Origin of the sequence: uncultured Sphingomonas sp., from assembly GCF_937859915.1 — a bacterium.
Lineage (GTDB): Bacteria > Pseudomonadota > Alphaproteobacteria > Sphingomonadales > Sphingomonadaceae > Solisphingomonas.
Genome location: NZ_CALMAW010000103.1, coordinates 1 through 15,693 on the forward strand (window position 1 = coordinate 1; position 15,693 = coordinate 15,693).

General features: G+C 69.0%; 17 protein-coding genes and 1 pseudogene. 8 read left to right on the top strand and 10 right to left on the bottom strand.

Going from position 1 to position 15,693, the window contains the following annotated elements; genetic code table 11:
- Together Q0326_RS13645 and Q0326_RS13650 are read right to left on the bottom strand one after the other, a co-directional pair.
- Positions 1 to 1,147: efflux RND transporter permease subunit (locus tag Q0326_RS13645; protein WP_298691403.1), on the bottom strand; the 1,147-nt coding region annotated here is incomplete at its 3' end.
- Between the two features lie 18 nt (positions 1,148 to 1,165).
- Positions 1,166 to 2,332, bottom strand: a complete 1,167-nt coding sequence (locus tag Q0326_RS13650) for an efflux RND transporter periplasmic adaptor subunit (protein WP_298691405.1) — start codon at positions 2,330 to 2,332, stop codon at positions 1,166 to 1,168.
- 230 nt (positions 2,333 to 2,562) lie between these two features.
- On the opposite strand from Q0326_RS13650, the gene Q0326_RS13655 reads away from it, so the two are divergent.
- Positions 2,563 to 3,273, top strand: a complete 711-nt coding sequence (locus Q0326_RS13655; protein WP_298691407.1) for an SIMPL domain-containing protein — start codon at positions 2,563 to 2,565, stop codon at positions 3,271 to 3,273.
- Positions 3,274 to 3,353: 80 nt separating this feature from the next.
- Here Q0326_RS13655 and Q0326_RS13660 read toward each other — a convergent pair whose 3' ends face one another.
- The 3 genes from Q0326_RS13660 to Q0326_RS13670 all read right to left on the bottom strand — a co-directional run bounded on the left by Q0326_RS13660 (position 3,354) and on the right by Q0326_RS13670 (position 4,449).
- Positions 3,354 to 3,608 carry a GlsB/YeaQ/YmgE family stress response membrane protein gene (locus Q0326_RS13660; RefSeq protein WP_298691409.1) on the bottom strand — a complete coding sequence of 85 codons (255 nt, stop codon included), beginning with the start codon at positions 3,606 to 3,608 and terminating at the stop codon, positions 3,354 to 3,356.
- Positions 3,609 to 3,778: 170 nt separating this feature from the next.
- Entirely contained in the window at positions 3,779 to 4,078 is a 300-nt protein-coding gene (locus Q0326_RS13665; protein WP_298691411.1) for a DUF1153 domain-containing protein, read from the bottom strand.
- A gap of 116 nt (positions 4,079 to 4,194) precedes the next feature.
- A complete protein-coding gene (locus Q0326_RS13670; protein ID WP_298691413.1) occupies positions 4,195 to 4,449 on the bottom strand; it encodes a hypothetical protein in 255 nt (84 codons plus the stop codon).
- Positions 4,450 to 4,573: 124 nt separating this feature from the next.
- Between Q0326_RS13670 and mnmA the strand changes: the two genes are divergently transcribed.
- Positions 4,574 to 5,680 carry a tRNA 2-thiouridine(34) synthase MnmA gene (gene mnmA / locus Q0326_RS13675; RefSeq protein WP_298691415.1) on the top strand — a complete coding sequence of 369 codons (1,107 nt, stop codon included), beginning with the start codon at positions 4,574 to 4,576 and terminating at the stop codon, positions 5,678 to 5,680.
- A 134-nt stretch (positions 5,681 to 5,814) separates the two neighbouring features.
- Here the strand turns inward: mnmA and Q0326_RS13680 are convergent, their stop codons facing one another.
- The 3 genes from Q0326_RS13680 to pdxH all read right to left on the bottom strand — a co-directional run bounded on the left by Q0326_RS13680 (position 5,815) and on the right by pdxH (position 8,222).
- A complete protein-coding gene (locus Q0326_RS13680) occupies positions 5,815 to 6,609 on the bottom strand; it encodes a PhzF family phenazine biosynthesis protein (protein ID WP_298691417.1) in 795 nt (264 codons plus the stop codon).
- Positions 6,606 to 7,532: a cation diffusion facilitator family transporter gene (locus Q0326_RS13685; RefSeq protein ID WP_298691419.1), complete on the bottom strand. Its 927-nt coding sequence runs from the start codon at positions 7,530 to 7,532 to the stop codon at positions 6,606 to 6,608. The genes Q0326_RS13680 and Q0326_RS13685 overlap by 4 nt, the downstream gene beginning before the upstream one ends.
- Before the next feature lie 99 nt (positions 7,533 to 7,631).
- Positions 7,632 to 8,222, bottom strand: a complete 591-nt coding sequence (pdxH, locus tag Q0326_RS13690; RefSeq protein ID WP_298691421.1) for a pyridoxamine 5'-phosphate oxidase — start codon at positions 8,220 to 8,222, stop codon at positions 7,632 to 7,634.
- Positions 8,223 to 8,335: 113 nt separating this feature from the next.
- Here pdxH and Q0326_RS13695 point away from each other — a divergent pair, with 113 nt between their 5' ends.
- The 5 genes from Q0326_RS13695 (at position 8,336) to aroC (ending at position 12,611) form a co-directional block, all read left to right on the top strand.
- Positions 8,336 to 9,292, top strand: coding sequence for a J domain-containing protein (locus tag Q0326_RS13695; RefSeq protein WP_298691422.1), 957 nt, complete (start codon positions 8,336 to 8,338; stop codon positions 9,290 to 9,292).
- Positions 9,293 to 9,312: 20 nt separating this feature from the next.
- A complete protein-coding gene (locus Q0326_RS13700) occupies positions 9,313 to 10,248 on the top strand; it encodes a YihY/virulence factor BrkB family protein (protein ID WP_298691424.1) in 936 nt (311 codons plus the stop codon).
- A 9-nt stretch (positions 10,249 to 10,257) separates the two neighbouring features.
- Complete coding sequence (gene fabI / locus Q0326_RS13705) at positions 10,258 to 11,061, top strand: enoyl-ACP reductase FabI (protein WP_298691426.1); 804 nt, start codon at positions 10,258 to 10,260, stop codon at positions 11,059 to 11,061.
- Positions 11,062 to 11,130: 69 nt separating this feature from the next.
- Positions 11,131 to 11,544, top strand: a complete 414-nt coding sequence (locus tag Q0326_RS13710; RefSeq protein ID WP_298691428.1) for an endonuclease domain-containing protein — start codon at positions 11,131 to 11,133, stop codon at positions 11,542 to 11,544.
- Positions 11,541 to 12,611 carry a chorismate synthase gene (gene aroC / locus Q0326_RS13715; RefSeq protein WP_298691430.1) on the top strand — a complete coding sequence of 357 codons (1,071 nt, stop codon included), beginning with the start codon at positions 11,541 to 11,543 and terminating at the stop codon, positions 12,609 to 12,611. Before Q0326_RS13710 ends, aroC begins: the two co-directional genes overlap by 4 nt.
- Before the next feature lie 122 nt (positions 12,612 to 12,733).
- On the opposite strand, the gene Q0326_RS13720 is transcribed toward aroC, so the two are convergent.
- The gene (locus Q0326_RS13720; protein ID WP_298691432.1) at positions 12,734 to 14,023 is read right to left on the bottom strand and encodes an adenylosuccinate synthase; all 1,290 of its coding nucleotides are present in this window, start codon (positions 14,021 to 14,023) and stop codon (positions 12,734 to 12,736) included.
- A gap of 12 nt (positions 14,024 to 14,035) precedes the next feature.
- A complete protein-coding gene (locus Q0326_RS13725) occupies positions 14,036 to 15,154 on the bottom strand; it encodes an ATP phosphoribosyltransferase regulatory subunit (RefSeq protein ID WP_298691434.1) in 1,119 nt (372 codons plus the stop codon).
- Between the two features lie 219 nt (positions 15,155 to 15,373).
- Here Q0326_RS13725 and Q0326_RS13730 point away from each other — a divergent pair.
- Positions 15,374 to 15,693, top strand: a pseudogene (locus Q0326_RS13730) (hypothetical protein); the annotation flags it as partial.

Sequence of the window (15,693 nt, forward strand, 5' to 3'; positions counted from 1 at the left end):
GCGTGAAGCCCATCAGGTCCATGACCCAGAAGGTCGGGATCGCGGACAGCGGGATGGCGAGCGCGGAGATCACCGTCGCGCGCTTGTCGCGCAGGAACAGGAACACCACGACCACCGCGAGCACCGCGCCCTCGATCATCGAGTGCAACGCCGCCTCATATTGCTGGATGGTATATTCGACGCTCGCGGTGCGCAGCGTGAAGTGAACCTTGGGGTTCTCCTTCTCGATCTGCGCGAGCACCTTGACCCCCTCGTGATAGACGGAGACGTCCGAGGCGCCGCGCGCACGGATCAGGCCGAAGGACACGGTCGGCTTGCCGTTGAACTTGGCGACCTCGCGAACCTCGCCGTACAGATCCTTGACCTGCGCGATGTCGGCGAGCTTGACCGAGCGGCCGCCGCCGACCGCGATCCGCGTCTCGCCGAGCGTATAGGCGTCCTGCGCGTTGCCGATGATCCGCACCGACTGTTCGGAGCCGGCGATCTCGGCGCGGCCGCCCGCGGCATTGGTGTTGACCGCGCGGAGCTGCTCATTGACCGCCGAGGCGGTGATCCCGAACGCCTGCATCTTGCCGGGATCGAGGATGACGCGGATCTCGCGCGTCACCGCGCCCGAGGTCGAGACGCTCTGCATCCCGTCGATCGCGAGCAGGCGGCGCGAGACGTCGTTCTTCACATACCAGGAGAGCTGCTCCATCGTCATGTCGGTGGCGGTCGCCGAGAAGCGCGCGATCGGGCCGCCATTGGCCTTGACGCGGGTGACCTGCGGCTCGGTGATTCCGTTGGGCAGCTGCGAGCGGATCTGCGCGATCGCCTCGCGCGTGTCGTTGACCGCGCGGTCGACCGGCGTGTTGAGCGTGAACTGGACGAAGGTCTGCGAATCGCCCTCGTCGACCGTCGAGTCGATCTCGTCGACGCCCTCGAGGCTGCGGATCGCCGCCTCGACCTTCTGCGTGATCTGATTCTCCATCTCGACCGGCGCGGCACCGGGCTGCGAGACGTCGATGATGACGCCGGGGAAGGTGATCTCGGGCGTCTCGTTGACGTCCATCCGCATGAACGAGATCAGGCCGGCGAGCGTCAGTGCCGCGAACAGCACGAGCGCGGGGATCGGGTTGCGGATCGACCAGGCGGAGATGTTGCGCATGCGTCTGCTCCGTGGCGCTCAGGCGCCGGTCTTGACGATCGGTACGACCTTGTCGCCCGGGTTGAGGAAGGCGCCCGCCGAATAGACGACGCGTTCGGTGCCGCCGAGACCGCTCAGCACCGCGACGCCCGCATCCGACACGTCGCCGACCTTGACGTCGCGGCGGACGACATGATTGTCCGCGCCGACGAGGTAGACATAGTTGACGCCTTTGGCGTCGCTCATCACCGCGGATTCGGGCAGTACCGGCGCCTGGCGCGGATCGGCGACGAAGCTCGCGGTCGCGAACCCGCCGGGGCGAAGCCCGGGGGCATAGGCGAGCTGGACGCGGACCACGCCCTGCCGGCTGTTCGGATCGATCATCGGCGCGACCTGCCAGACATGGCCGGTATAGCCGTGGACGGTGCCGACCGGGGTCACCGTGGACGCCATGCCGAGGTGGATGCGCGCCAGATCCTGCTCCGCGAGGCGGGCGTCGAATTCCATCTCGCCGTCCATCGCGACGCGGAACAGCGCGGTCGAACCCGAGCTGACGATCTGCCCCGCCTCGACGTTGCGCGCGAGCACCAGGCCCGCAGACGGCGCGCGGATGTCGAGCCGGCTCAGCCGTGCGCTCATCTCGCGATATTGTGCCTGGGCGAGCTTGACCCCCGCGGCGGCGGCGTCGCGCGCAGCGGTCCGCGAATCGATGTCGGCCTTCGAGATGAAGCCGCGGCCGACCAGCGCCTGCGCGCGGTCGAGCTGGCTCTGGGCGAGCTTGGCGTTGGCGGTGGCGGACTGGATCTGGGCCTGCATCTGGCTGGTCTGCGCCGCCTGCACCGCGGGATCGACGGTGGCGAGCGTCTGGCCCGCGCGCACCCAGTCGCCGGCATCGACCAGCACGCGGCTGACCATGCCGCCTTCACCCGCGACGCCGACCGGCATGTCGCGCTTGGCCTGCAGCGTACCGGTCGCGGTGATGCTGTCGGCAACCGAGGTTTGGCCGGGCACGATCACCGTGACCGAGGGGGCGGTGGCGGCCGCGACGGCGGGCTTGTGCCCGCGCTTGTAGAGCACCGAGCCCGCAACCATCGCGAGGATGATCGCGCCGAACACGAGGATGAGCATTCGCCGCCGGCGGACGACCGTCCGGTCGGGCACGCCCGCGTCGGTCTCGTCCTGCCAGGCGCCCGTGTCGTAGTTCATGCCCCACCCTGTATCCATCCGGCGCCCTGACCGGGATCGCATCGGTGTGTTATCTCAATAGGTCACTTGTGACAAGTCCCGCAACTTGCCCGGCGATCTTGGCCAGCTGTACGGTGTTTTCCACGACCGCGATAGGATGAAGGCGCGGTCCCGGAGCCGTTCAGCGTCGGTTGATCGGATCGCTGCCACGACGGTGGGGTAAGCATGTCCAGGCAGCAAGGGAGAGAATGATGAAGATTGGATCGATATCGGTCGCGGCGGTGGCGGCCGCAACGCTCGCACAGGCCGCGCTCGCCGATACGCCGGCGACGGCGCCGATCATCGGCACGCGGCTCGAGATTAGCGCGGAGGGCAGCGTCACGCGCCCGCCCGACGTCGCGACCTTAAGCGCGGGCGTCGTGACGCAGGCGCCGAGTGCGGCGGAGGCGATGGCGCAGAATGCCAAGCGGATGGCGGCGGCGGTCGCCGCGCTCCGCCGCGCGGGTGTCGCGGACCGGGATATCCGGACCGCCTCGCTCAGCCTGCAGCCGCAATATCGTTACGCCGACAACCAGCCGCCTGCCGTCACCGGCTATCAGGCGAGCAACCAGCTGAGCGTCACCTTTCACGATATCGCGCGGACCGGCGCGATCCTCGACGCGCTGGTCGCGCAGGGGGTCAACCAGATCAGCGGGCCCAATTTTGCGCTCGACCATCCCGAGGCCGCGCTCGACGAGGCGCGCGTGCAGGCGATGGCCTCGGCGCGCGCGCGCGCCGAGGTCTATGCGCGAGCGGCGGGGCTTGGGGTCAAGCGGATCGTCGCGATCAGCGAAAGCGGCGGCTATGCGCCGCCGGCGCCGCGCGTCTTCATGATGGCACGCGCCAAGGACGCGGCGACCGATCTCCAGCCCGGCGAGGAGAAGATCGGGGTGACGCTGCAGGTGACGTTCGAGCTGCAGTAGCGGCCATCGTCCGCCGTCTGCGGCAGACGCAAAAAGGGCCGCGCGTCCTGCGACGCGCGGCCCTTCTCAATCTCAGCGGATCAGCGGACCGAGCCGCGACGCACCAGATTGACGATCGCAAGCAGGATCACCGCGCCAATGAACGCTTCGATCAGCGCCGGCAGCGTGAAGTCCATATTGTTCATGTCGTGGTTGAAGATGATGCCGCCGATGAACGCACCGACGATGCCGACCACGATGTTGAGGATGATGCCCTGCTGCCCGTCCGTGCGCATCAGGATGCTGGCAAGCCAGCCGATGATGCCGCCCAGAATCAACCAAATGATGATCGCCATATTCTATCTCCTCCAGCGCCGCAGGTCCCGCTGACATGCGGCGGCTTCCCGGTGGGTTGATACGCATGGGCAACGATTGCGTTCCTGCGGAGCGTTCCCGAGGTGCGACGAATCGAAACGGCCGCGGCATCGAAATGCACGCGGCCGTCGCGGTTAGTCGTTGAGTGCGTTCAGTATTTCTGCTGACGCTCGTACATCGACTTATAATATTGGATGCGCGTCACACGCAGCCCGTGCATGCCCGATCGATCGACCGCACGCTGCCAGCTGGCGAATTCCTCCAGGCTGAGCGCATAGCGCGCGCAGACCTCGTCGACGCTCAGCAGCCCGCCGGCGACCGCGGCCACCACCTCGGCCTTGCGGCGCACGACCCAGCGCCGCGTTTCCGGCGGCGGCAGGCTGTCCAGCGTAAGCGGCTCGCCGAGCGGACCGATTACTTGTGCCGGACGGAATTTCTGGTTCTCGATCATTGGTACCTCGAACTGGGCCGTAGCCAACGACGCTCCCCCATCGTGTGCGTCACCTGTTAGACGCAAGCGGTTGAAGGATCGCTAAAGCGCCACGGTAAAGTTCCGCTTCATCTGTCTTAACGCTCGGCCGGGCGGCGGGCGACGCGCGGGTGGAAGCTGCCGTCGAGCACGTCGGCGGCGGACGCCCGGTCGTGCGCGGAGAATAGCCCGACGAGCGCGACGAGCGCGGTGTCGAAACGCTGGCGGCGCTGCCTGATCAGGCGCTGTGCGAGCATCGCGGTCGGGCTGGCCGCCTGGCTGAGCGCCGCATTGGCGACCAGCACGGCATGATCGGGCGCCGGATCGGCGGCAGGAGAGGGGATCGGATCCATCGGCGGCTCTGCTGGTGAGAGGGAGCGCGAAGCGTTGGCCCTGCAATCCTAACGATCGGTAAATGCCGCGCCCGGCCGAGTCGGTTTTGCGATAAGCTGCGCGATCGGCTATGCGCGCCGCCTGATGACCGCCGACTTCCAGCTGGGCCCCGACCTTACGGGACGCCGTATCGTCGTCGCGATGTCGGGCGGCGTCGACAGTTCGGTGGTCGCTGCACTGGCCTCGCGCTCGGGCGCCGAGACGATCGGGATCACGCTCCAGCTCTACGACCATGGCGAGGCGGTCGGCCGCGCGGGCAGCTGCTGCGCAGGCCGCGACATCCGCGACGCGCGCGCGGTCGCGGACACGCTCGGCATCGCGCATTATGTGTTCGACTATGAAAGCGCGTTCCGCACCAGCGTGATCGATCGCTTCGCCGACGATTATCTGGCGGGCCGCACCCCGATCCCGTGCGTGCGCTGCAACCAGGGGGTCAAGTTCACCGACCTGCTGCGGCTGGCGCGCGAGCTCGGCGCGGATTGCCTGGCGACCGGCCATTATGTCCGCCGCGTCGCAGGCTCGGACGGCGCCGAATTGCATCGCGCCGTCGATCCGGCGCGCGATCAGAGCTATTTCCTGTTCGCGACGACGCAATCCCAGCTCGACTATCTGCGCTTTCCGCTCGGCGGCATGCCCAAGGCCGACGTCCGCGCGATCGCCGCCGAAATGGGTCTGGGCGTCGCCGCCAAGCCCGACAGCCAGGACATCTGCTTCGTTCCCGACGGGGATTATGCCTCGGTGGTGCGCAAGCTGCGGCCCGAAGCGGGCGCGCCGGGCGAGATCGTCGATCTCGGCGGCCGCCTGCTCGGCGAGCATCGCGGGCTGCTCCACTTCACCGTCGGCCAGCGCCGCGGGCTCGAGATCGGTGGGTCGCCTGAGCCGCTGTATGTGATCCGGCTCGATGCGGCGGCCAACCGCGTGATCGTCGGGCCCAGGCGGGCGCTGGCGGTGTCCGAGGCGGTGCTGTCGGACCTGAACTGGCTGGGTGGCGACACCGGCGGCCCGCTGACCGTGAAGGTGCGCTCGATGGCCAAGCCGGTGCCGGCACAGTTCGACGGCGAGCGGGTGATCTTCGCGGCGCCCGAATATGGCGTCGCGCCGGGCCAGGCGGCGGTGCTCTACGCCGGCGACCGCGTGCTCGGCGGCGGCTGGATCGAGACGACGGTGGCCGCGGAGATGGCGGCGGCGTAGCGGGTGTGGGGCGTTCCCCGGCACAAGCCGGGGCCCAGGCCCCACCGCGCTACCGAAACGCCGCGCCCGCCACACGGCTCCGGGCCTGGACCCCGGCCTGCGCCGGGGAACCGGTTGCGCCGCGTGGCCGCGCTCTACAGCAGAAAACTGCCTTCGATCACCGTGACGCAATTTCCGGTCAGCACCACCCGGTCGCCCGCCAGCCGACACCCAAGTCGACCGCCGCGCGCTGACGCCTGATAGGCCGTAAAAGTGTCGCGCCCGAGCTTCTCCGCCCAATAGGGCGTGACCACCGCATGCGCCGAGCCCGTCACCGGATCCTCGTCGATGCCGCCGCCCGGCGCGAAGGCGCGGCTGACGATATCGGTGTCGGTGCCGCGCGCCGAGACGATGGTGAGCCAGTCGCCTTCGGCTGCGAGCTTGCGGAAGTCGGGCGTCACCGCGCGCACCGCCGCCTCGTCGGCGAGCACGACGAGGCCATAGCGATGCTCGTGCCACAGCGTTTCGACGACATGCTCGACGCCGAGCGCGGCGACGATCTCAGGCAACGGTTTTGGGCTCGGCGCCCATATCGGCAGCGACAGCATATAGCCGGCGCCGTCGCGGCCGACCTCGAGGATTCCCGCCTGGCGCGTGCGGAAGGTGACGCGCTCGCGTGCCGGTTCGGTCGAGAGCAATGCGTGGCCGCTGGCGAGCGTGGCATGGCCGCACATCACCACCTCGTTGGTCGGGGTGAACCAGCGCAGCTCGTAATTCGCCGCCCCGGTCGCATCGACGACGAGGAAGGCGGTCTCGGACAGGTTGTTCTCCGCCGCGATCGCCTGCAGCGTCGCATCGTCGAGCCAGGTGTCGAGCGGCATCACCGCCGCCGGATTGCCGGTGAAGGGCGCGTCGGCGAAGGCGTCGACCTGCAGGAAGGGTAGCTTCATAATTCGCTCCTCTCGGCGATGGCGGCGGGCAGCGCGCCTTCCGGATCGACATGGCCGATCGGATCGGGGTGGATGATCAGCTGCAGCCCCGGGAAGGCGGCCGCCAGCTTCGCCTCGACATCGTCCATCACGTCGTGCGCGGTGCCGACGCTGGTCTCGGCCGGGAATGCCATGTGGAATTGCGCGAAATCATGCGCCCCGCTGGTCCGCGTGCGCAGGTCGTGCATGCCGGACAGCGCGGGTATGGTCGCGGCGACGTCGAGGAAGGCGCGGCGCTTCGCCTCCGGCCATTCTCGGTCCATCAACTGGTCGATCGCGTGCCGCGCGGAGGACCAGGCGCCCCAGCCCAGCCACAGCGCGATGCCGAGACCGAAGACCGCGTCGGCGCGCGCGAAATGCGCATAGCGTTCGAGCAGCAGCGCGACGACGACCGCGGCGTTGAGCGCGAGGTCGGACTGATAATGGAGATAGTCCGCGCCGATCGCGAGCGAGTGCGTCCGGGCGATCACCGCGCGCTGATAGGCGAGCAGCACGATCGTCGCGGCGCCGGCGATCAGCGAGACGACGATGCCCGCTTCGGGCGACGCGGCGGGCGTACCCTCGGCGAGGGCCATCGCCGCACGCACCGCGATCGCGACCGCCGACGCCGCGATCAGCGCGGTCTGGAACAGCGCGGCGAGCGCCTCGGCCTTGCCATGGCCGAAGCGATGGTCCTCGTCGGCGCGCTGCGCGGCGATGTGGACGCCGTACAGCGTCACCAGCGAGGCGATCAGATCGAGCACCGTGTCGGCGAGCGAGGCCAGCATCGCCACCGAGCCGGTGACCACCGCGCCATAGCCTTTGAGGCCGAGCAGCGCGGTCGCCATCGTCACGCTCGCCAGCGCCGCGCGGCGGTTGAAATTGGGGGTGATGGCCTCAGCCATCACCGTTCGTCCCGAGCGCAGTCGAGGGACCGAGGCGGACACGACGCGTGAAGCCCGTACCTCGAGTTCGCTCGGCACGAACGGGATGAAAGGGTGTCGTCACGGGTACAGCAACCCCTCGCGCCACCCCGCGCCGTCGCGTGTGAACAGGCGGCGCTCGTGGAGGCGATGGTCTCGGTCCTGCCAGAATTCGATGCGCAGCGGGTCGACGCGGTAGCCGCCCCAATGCGCCGGGCGCGGCACGTCGCTACCCTCGAAGCGCGCGGTGGCGTCTTCGACGCGCCGCTCGAACGTCGCGCGCGAGTCGAGCGGGCGCGACTGGTCCGACGCCCAGGCGCCGAGCTTCGAATGGCGCCCGCGGCTCGCCCAATAGGCATCGGCCTCTTGCGGAGAGACCAGGCTTACCGGCCCCTCGATCCGTACCTGGCGGCGCAGGCTTTTCCAGTGGAACAGCAGCGCGGCCTGCGGGTCGGTCGCCAGTTCGCCGGCCTTGCGGCTCTGCTGGTTGGTGTAGAAGACGAAGCCGCGGTCGTCGTGGCCCTTGAGCAGCACCATGCGCACGCTCGGCATGCCGTCGGCGCCGACTGTCGCGACCGCGACCGCATTGGGGTCGTTGGGTTCGGCGGCTTCCGCCTCGACCAGCCAAGTATCGAACAGCGCATGAGGATTCTCGGTCATGTCGCGCCTCATAGCCTTCTTGGCGCTCTTGCGTTAGGCGTGACGAGGGCCAATCTCACCTGTTGCAATATGGCAACAGTGGGCGACTGCCCGATGTGTAGACAGGACGGCGAAACAGGTACGGCATGGCGGATCCCTATCAGACCCTGGGCGTGGCCCGCACCGCGGACGAGGCCGCGATCAAGAAGGCGTATCGCAAGCTCGCCAAAGAGCTGCATCCCGATCGCAACACCGACAATCCCAAGGCGGCAGATCGCTTCTCGGCGGTGACCAACGCCTACGACCTGCTCTCCGATAAGGACAAGCGCGCGCGCTTCGACCGCGGCGAGATCGACGGCGACGGCAATCCCAAGGCGCCATTCGGCTATGGCGGCGGGCCCCAGTCGGCCGGCAATCCCTTTGCCGGGCGGTCCGGCGGCTTCCGACCGGGCGGCGGCCCTGGTGGTGCCGCGGGATTCGATCAGGGCGGCGATTTCAGCAGCATCTTCGACGATCTGTTCAACGGCGGCGGGGGCGGCGGCTTCGGCGGTCGGCGCGGTGCGCCGCCGCAGCAGAAGGGATCGGATGTCGCCTATCGCCTCGCGGTCAGCTTCGAGGACGCCGCGGCGCTGCGCCCGCAGCGGGTCAGCCTCGGCAACGGCAAGACGATCGAGCTCAAGCTCCCGGCCGGCGTCGAGACCGGCACGCAGCGCCGGCTCGGCGGGCAGGGCGAGCCCGGCCCGGCCGGCCCCGGCGACGCGATCGTCACGATCGAGGTGCAGCCGCACCGCTTCTTCACGCGCGAGGGCGACGACGTCCGCCTCGACCTGCCGGTCCGGCTCGACGAGGCGGTGCTCGGCGGCAAGGTCAAGGTGCCGACGGTCGACGGCGTAGTGATGGTGACCGTGCCCAGCGGCTCGACCTCGGGCCGCGTGCTCCGCCTCGGCGGCAAGGGATTCCATCGCGCGATCGGCAGCGGGCGGGGCGACCAGCTGGTGACGCTGCTGGTCGATCTGCCGGCCGACGATGCCGAGCTGCAAAGCTTCGTCGAGGGCTGGGCTAGTGACACGACACGCAACCCGAGGGCAGGGCTGGGCGTCTAGCGCCCCATGAAAGCCCACGCGTGAAGGATATTTCCCCCGAAAGCCCGGAGGCGCGCGCGGTCCGGCCGAACGCTATCGAGCGCGCCTCGGCGCGGCTTGGCGTGCCGCGTCGCACCTATGAAGTGGTCAAGCGGATCATCGTCGGCGTCTATTCGGACGGCTTCATCCATGCCGGGAATCTCGCCTATCTGACGCTGCTCGCGCTGTTCCCCTTCTTCATCATCGTGGCGGCCTTGGCGCAGCTGGTCGGGCGGTCGCAGGATGGCGCCGCCGCGGTCGACAGCTTTCTCCACGTGATGCCGCACGGCGTCGCCGACCTGCTGCGCCCCGCGATCGAATCGGTGCTGGCGGCACGCACCGGGCCCCTGCTGTGGCTGGGTGCGGCCGTCGGGCTGTGGACCGTCGGCAGCTTCATCGAGACGCTGCGCGACATTCTGCGCCGCGCCTATGGCACGCGCGCCAGCGCCGCCTTCTGGACCTATCGGCTGGGCGCCGCCGCGATCATCATCGTCGCGGTGATGCTGATGATGTTGGCGTTCGCGGCGCAGGTCGCGCTGACCGGGATCGAGCAGTTCGTCTACGGCGTGCTCCCGTTGGCGCAGGAAGCCGCGGGCTGGATCGGCATTTCGCGGTTGGTCCCGGCTGTGGTGATGTTCGGCGCGCTCTACATCCTCTTCTATACGCTGACGCCGAGCCGATATCGCTATTCGCATTGTCCGAAATGGCCGGGCGCGCTGTTCGTGTGCTGCTGGTGGCTGGCGACCACCGCGTTGCTGCCCGTCATTCTCGGCAGGCTGGGCAATTACAATCGCACCTACGGGAGTTTGGCCGGGGTCATCATCATGCTGTTCTTCTTCTGGCTGGTCGGCTTCGGCATGGTTATCGGGGCGCATGTCAATGCGGCACTGGCGGAATCGCCCGCTAAGGGCCTAAGGGACACCCCCGAAGAGGCGTGAGGAGGCGGCATGGCGGGTTTGATGGACGGCAAGCGCGGGCTGATCATGGGGCTCGCCAACGACAAGTCGCTGGCGTGGGGCATCGCCAAGGCGCTGCATGCCCAGGGCGCCGAGCTCGCGTTCAGCTATCAGGGCGAAGCGCTGGCCAAGCGCGTGCGTCCGCTTGCCGAGCAGCTCGGCTCGGATTTCCTGATCGATTGCGACGTCTCGGACATGGCTGCGCTCGACGCGACTTTCGCGACGCTGGCGGAGCGCTGGCCGACGATCGACTTCGTCGTCCACGCGATCGGCTTTTCGGACAAGAGCCAGCTGCGCGGCCATTTCTACGACACCACGCTCGACAATTTCCTGATGACGATGAACATCTCCGCCTACAGCCTGGTGGCGGTCGCCAAGCGCGCGCGCGCGCTGATGCCGAGCGGCGGCTCGATCGTGACGCTGAGCTATTACGGCGCCGAGAAGGTGATCCCGCACTACAACGTCATGGGCGTCGCCAAGGCGGCGCTCGAGACCAGCGTCAAATATCTGGCGGTCGATCTCGGCCGCGAGAACATCCGCATCAACGCCATCTCGGCGGGCCCGATCCAGACGCTCGCCGCACGGGGCATCGGCGACTTCAACTATATCCTCAAGTGGAACGAGCTCAATTCGCCGATGAAGCGGACGGTGACGATCGAGGACGTCGGCGGCGCCGGGCTGTATCTGCTCTCCGACCTCGCCAGTGGCGTGACCGGCGAGATCCATCATGTCGACGCTGGCTACAACGTGATCGGCATGAAGGCGGAGGACGCCCCGGACATCGCGCTGGTGTAGCCCTTGACCCCTCTCCCTTCAGGGGAGAGGGAGGGGCCCGCCGCGAAGCGGTGGGAGGGTGAGGGCACGATGCGCCAACACGACGGTACCGACCCACTCGTGCGAGCGCGAAGCCTCCGCCGCGCGGCGACGCCGCAGGAGGGGACGCTCTGGCACGCGCTGCGCGGGCGACGCCTCGCCAATGCGAAATTCAGGCGGCAGATCTGGATCGGCCCTTACATCGCGGACTTCTTCTGCCTGGAGGCGGGTCTGGTCGTCGAGCTTGACGGCAGCCAGCATGCGGATCAGGTCGCCTACGACGCGAGGCGCACCAAATACCTCGCAAGCAAGGGACTGCGCGTGCTGCGGATCTGGAACAATGACGTCGATCGGGATCTCGATGCCGTGCTGGCGGCGATCGTGGTCGCGCTTGGCGTGCCCTCACCCTCCCACCCGGCTGCGCCGGGCGGGCCCCTCCCTCTCCCGGAGGGAGAGGGGCAGTGAGCTTCAACAGTTTTGGGCGCGTCTTTCGCTTCACCACGTGGGGCGAGTCGCATGGGCCGGCGCTCGGCGCGGTGGTCGACGGCTGCCCGCCCGGGTTGACGCTCTCCGAGGCCGATATCCAGCCTTGGCTCGACAAGCGCCGCCCCGGCACCTCGCGCTTCACCACGCAGCGGCAGGAACCCGATCAGGTGCGCATCCTGTCGGGCACCTTCGAAGGCCGCACCACGGGCACGCCGATCAGCCTGATGATCGACAATGTCGACCAGCGCTCGAAGGATTATTCGGAGGTCGCGGTCTCCTACCGCCCCGGCCATGCCGATTACGCCTATGATGCCAAATACGGGTTTCGCGATCCGCGCGGCGGCGGGCGCTCGTCGGCGCGCGAGACCGCGGCCAGGGTCGCGGCGGGCGGCGTCGCGCGGCTGGTGATCCCCGAGGTGCGGATCCGCGCCTATCTGGTCGAGCTTGGCGGCGACCGCATCGATCCCGCCGCCTATGACGATGCGCAGATCGACGCGAACCCCTTCTTCTGTCCCGATGCGGCGGCGGCGGCGCGCTGGGAGGCGATCCTCGACGCGACGCGCAAGGCCGGGTCGTCGGTCGGCGCGGTGGTCGAATGCGTGGCGGACGGCGTATCGGCCGGCTGGGGCGCGCCGCTCTACGCCAAGCTCGATAGCGAGCTGGCGGCGGCGTGCATGTCGATCAACGCGGTCAAGGGCGTCGAGATCGGCGACGGCTTTGCAGCCGCGCGGCTGACCGGCGAGCAGAATGCCGATCCGATGCGCCCCGGTCCCGACGGCCGGCCGATCTTCCTCGCCAACCATGCCGGCGGCGTCGCGGGCGGGATCGCGACCGGGCAGCCGGTGGTGGTCCGCGTCGCGCTCAAGCCCACCTCGTCGATCCTGACCCCGGTCGAGACGATCACGCGCGACGGCGCGGCGTCCGAGATCCGCACCAAGGGGCGGCACGATCCCTGCGTCGGGATCCGCGCGGTGCCGGTGGTCGAGGCGATGGTCGCGCTGGTGCTGGCGGACCAGAAGCTGCTGCAGAGGGCGCAGGTGGGGTGACGCTGTTCCCCGGCGAAAGCCGGGGCCCAGGCCTCACCTGTTTCAACAAACGCTGCGCCCGCCGCCCATTACGGGCCTGGGCCCCGGCCTTCGCCGGGGGACGGCAGTGCTTGCCAGACTGATCAATCCGAGAACGGGTCCCGCACCAGAATCGTGTCGTCGCGCTCGGGGCTCGTCGAGACCAGCGCCACCGGGCAGCGGATCAGCTCTTCCACCCGGCGGATATATTTGATCGCCGCCGCGGGCAGATCGGCCCAGCTGCGCGCGCCCTGTGTCGATTCGCTCCAGCCCTCAATCGTTTCGTAGACCGGCTGCACCGCCGCCTGGTCCGAGGCGTGGGGCGGGAGGTAATCGTAGCTCTTGTCGCCGATCGTGTAGCCGACGCAGATCTTGAGCTCGTCGAACCCGTCGAGCACGTCGAGCTTGGTCAGCGCGATTCCCGAGGTTCCCGACACCGCCGCCGCCTGCCGCACCAATACCGCGTCGAACCAGCCGCAGCGGCGCTTGCGGCCCGTGACCGTCCCGAATTCATGGCCACGCGTGCCCAGCCGCTCGCCGGTCGCATCGTCGAGCTCGGTCGGGAAGGGGCCGGAGCCGACCCGCGTGGTGTAGGCTTTCACGATGCCGAGCACGAAGCCGACGCCGCTCGGCCCCAGACCCGAACCGCCCGCCGCGGTGCCCGCGATCGTGTTGGACGAGGTGACGAACGGATAGGTGCCGTGATCGACATCGAGGAGGATGCCCTGCGCGCCCTCGAACAGGATGCGCTTGCCGGCCTGCTTGGCCTCGTTGAGCGTCACCCACACCGGCTTGGCATAGGGCAGCACGACGTCGGCGATCGCGCGCAGGTCGTTGAGCAGCCGCTCGCGGTCGATCGGCGGCTCGCCGAAGCCGGCGCGCAGTGCGTTGTGATGCGCGCACAGCCGCTCGATCTGCGGCCCGAGATCGTCGAGATGGGCGAGGTCGCACACCCGGATCGCCCGCCGGCCGACCTTGTCCTCGTACGCCGGCCCGATGCCGCGCCGCGTCGTGCCGATCTTGCCGGCGCCGCTCGCATCCTCGCGAAGGCCGTCGAGATCGCGATGGAAAGGGAGGATCAGCGGGCAGGTCTCGGCGATCTGGAGATTGTCGGGGGTGATCGTCACGCCCTGGCCGCGCAGCTTGGCGATCTCGGTCTCGAGATGCCAGGGATCGAGCACCACGCCGTTGCCGATCACGCTCAAGGCGCCGCGCACAATGCCCGAGGGCAGCAGGCTGAGCTTGTAGACATTCTCGCCGACGACGAGCGTGTGGCCGGCATTGTGGCCGCCCTGGAAGCGGACGACGACCTCGGCGCGCTCGGTCAGCCAGTCGACGATCTTGCCCTTGCCCTCATCGCCCCATTGGGCGCCGACGACGGTGACGTTGGCCATGCTTTGATATCCTCAGACGATGGGGACGAGGGCGTCGTTCGCCCAGCGGTGCGTGCAGCCGAGCGCGAGGGCGTCGTCTGCGTCGGAGAGTGCGGCGATCGTGGCGAGGCCCTGCTCGCGCAGGCCGGCGGCGACGGCGGGATCGGTGCCGAGCGGCACGAACACGCGGTCGCGCGCGAAGCTGGCGACACCGGCGTCGACGATCGGATCGAGGAACAGCGAGAAGCCGACCGCGGGCTCCTCGGTGCCGTCGGGGTGGACGATCGTATAGCTGCCGCCGCGGCCGACCTCGCCGCGCACGCCGGCAGCGAAGATCGAGAAGCCGATCCAGCTCTGATATTCGAAGCCGTGGCGCTCGGCGGGATCGAGCGTGACGGTGGCGCGGCCGTCGATCGCCGCGGCGATCGCGCGCACGCCGTCGAGCCGCGATGCGAGCAGGCCGGCGGTGTCGAGCGCGGCGAGCTTGGGGATCGCGCTGGCGACCGGCCCGGCGGCCTCGATCAGCGGCAGATAGGCGGAGGCGCCGAGATCGGCGAGCGCGCCGGCATCCTTGCCGTCGAGCTCGTGGATGACGGTGTCGATCTTGTCCGCCGGAAGCGGCATCGGCCCGGCGGCGAGCAGCGGCACCAGATCGGGGAGGGTGAGGTCGATCGACAGCCCGGTCGCGCCCGCCGCGGTCAGCGCATCGAGCGCGACGCGGATCGCCTCGACCACCGCGGCGACGCCGTCGGTGCCGACGATCTCGCAGCCCGCCTGGCACATCTCGCGCTCGGGCCGCAGCATCGTGCCGCGCACCTTGAGCACCTGCCCCGCATAGCAGAGCCGCAGCGGGCGCGGGCGGTGCGCCATCCGCGTCGCCGCGATCCGGCCGACCTGCGCGGTGATGTCGGGGCGCAGCGCCAGCGTGCGCTGCGAGATCGGATCGATCACGCGCCACAGATCGGTCGGCCGCGACGATTTGAGCCGGCCGAGCAGCGTCGTCTCGAACTCGGCGAGCGGCGGCTCGACGCGCGCATAGCCGTTGAGCTCGGCGACCCACAGCACCGCGCCGCGCACGCGCCCGAGCGCCTCCGCCTCGGGGGGAAGCCGATCGCGCAGGCCTTCGGGGAGCAGGGAGGGGTTGGCTGTCATCGCGAGCGCTCTTTAGCGCGGTTTGGCGGGGATGCTAGCGACGGATGCTGCAAGGCGCTTGGCAATCTTGACATAGCGCAATGTTCATGGTATGTTCCTTTGGTTCGGTTAAGACGGGGGCATTCGCAGATGCACGGTCTTTCGGTAGCGAAATCGCCGGCACGTCTGGCCTTCGATCATTTCCTGCGGACCGGATGGCGATACCCGGAAAGCGCCTTCGTGATCGCGGAGCCGCTCGAGGCGAAGTTCAACCCCTATCATGATCCGCACGACGGGCGGTTCACCTTCGCGCCGGACGGCGCCGCGCTGTCCGACGGCGTATTCAGGCCCCTCGAGGGCAAACCCACGCCGACGCTGACGGCCGGATCCGAACCACCCAGGATCGGCAGCAACAGCGGTCGCTTCGTCGATCCGATGACGCTGGACCAGGCGTTTCCGGGCCTTGCCAACGCACCCGCCGGCGCGATCGTCGCGGCCGCCGATCCGTTGCTCGATCTGACCGGCCCCGCGAGCCAGATGACCAGCGCGATGTCGCTGGC